This is a genomic window from Ruminobacter amylophilus, assembly GCF_900115655.1.
Classification (GTDB): domain Bacteria; phylum Pseudomonadota; class Gammaproteobacteria; order Enterobacterales; family Succinivibrionaceae; genus Ruminobacter; species Ruminobacter amylophilus.
In genome coordinates this window covers 1-1,139 of sequence record NZ_FOXF01000112.1, presented here as the reverse complement: position 1 = coordinate 1,139, position 1,139 = coordinate 1, and the positions used below count along the sequence as shown (strand labels likewise).

The following is a 1,139-nucleotide window of genomic DNA, read 5'->3' as shown; positions in this document are numbered from 1 at the left end:
ACGCTCATCGGTCCCTGCACCAGCTCCGGTCCGTACTCACCGACGATACCCCATTCACCGGCTTTAATCTGACCGCCTTTATCGTGCATGGAAACGGAGGTAAGCTGAGAAATGGCAGAACTTGTAGTGGCAACAGCGGAGGCGTAGTTGGCAAGTTTCTGCGGCCAGGTAACTGCTGTCGGATCGTTTAGAGCCTTAATCCATGCCTGCACCGCATCCATGGTTGCACTTGCTACCGCAAAACTTTTCTGAACTGCAAATAAAGCCCGATAGGCACCGGAGGATTCATCCATGCTGTCGGTAAGACTTGCAAAGGTATCTGAGAGATCTAGAGTGGCATCAGCCATTTTCTCGTAGGGCTCGGTCATTTTCTTAAGTTCATCAGCCTGTTTACGCTGCTTTGCCGTGGTGCTGTCGGAGGTGTATTTATCCATGAGCTGAGTACGGCTCTGCAGATATGCTTCCTCGGAAATAAGCTGGTCGTTGTGGAACTGCTCCAGGAGTTCCAGCTTTCTGCCGTAAACTTCCTGAAGACGCAGGATTTCCTCCTCTTCAGGATTAAGTGAACGCAGAAAGTCCTGTGCCTCTTTCTCGATTTCCGCCCTTTGGGTCTGATAGTCCTGCTCGATGATAAGGAGAGCATTATTCTTCTCGATTTCAGAGATTTGAGCATTCTCGGCAATAACAGCATTAAGCTCCTGAAGCTTTTTGATGTGTTCACGCTCGAGCCTTTCAAGGTCGCTCTTTGACTTCATGTCGAGTTCAAGGATTTGCTCATAATAAGGCGTCCAGGTATCACGGGCTTCAGCAGATTTGGAAAGAGCACCGCCGGAGCTTTTACCTTTACCGGAGTCCTTATTTGCACCAATCCTTAAGCCTTCATCAGACTGGGTACCTTCGCCTACAGGTTTATTCTGGTACTTTTCAGCGATACGTTTACGCTCAGCGGCAATGCGGTTCTGAGACTCGGTGATGTCCTTTTCAATTCCGGCAATGGTGGCCTTGTAGATTTTTGCAGTTTCCTCCGCCTCTCTTTTGGTTCGTTCCCGGGCAAAATCAAAGCCTTCCGAGAAGGTTCCTCCGGAAAGAGAAGTTCCGATACCTTCACCAATGGCATTGAGGTAGCCGATAGTGTTATC

Annotated in this window: 1 pseudogene; it reads right to left on the bottom strand. The window is 49.3% G+C overall.

Going from position 1 to position 1,139, the window contains the following annotated elements:
• A pseudogene (locus BMY80_RS12660) lies at positions 1–1,139 on the bottom strand (hypothetical protein); the annotation flags it as partial.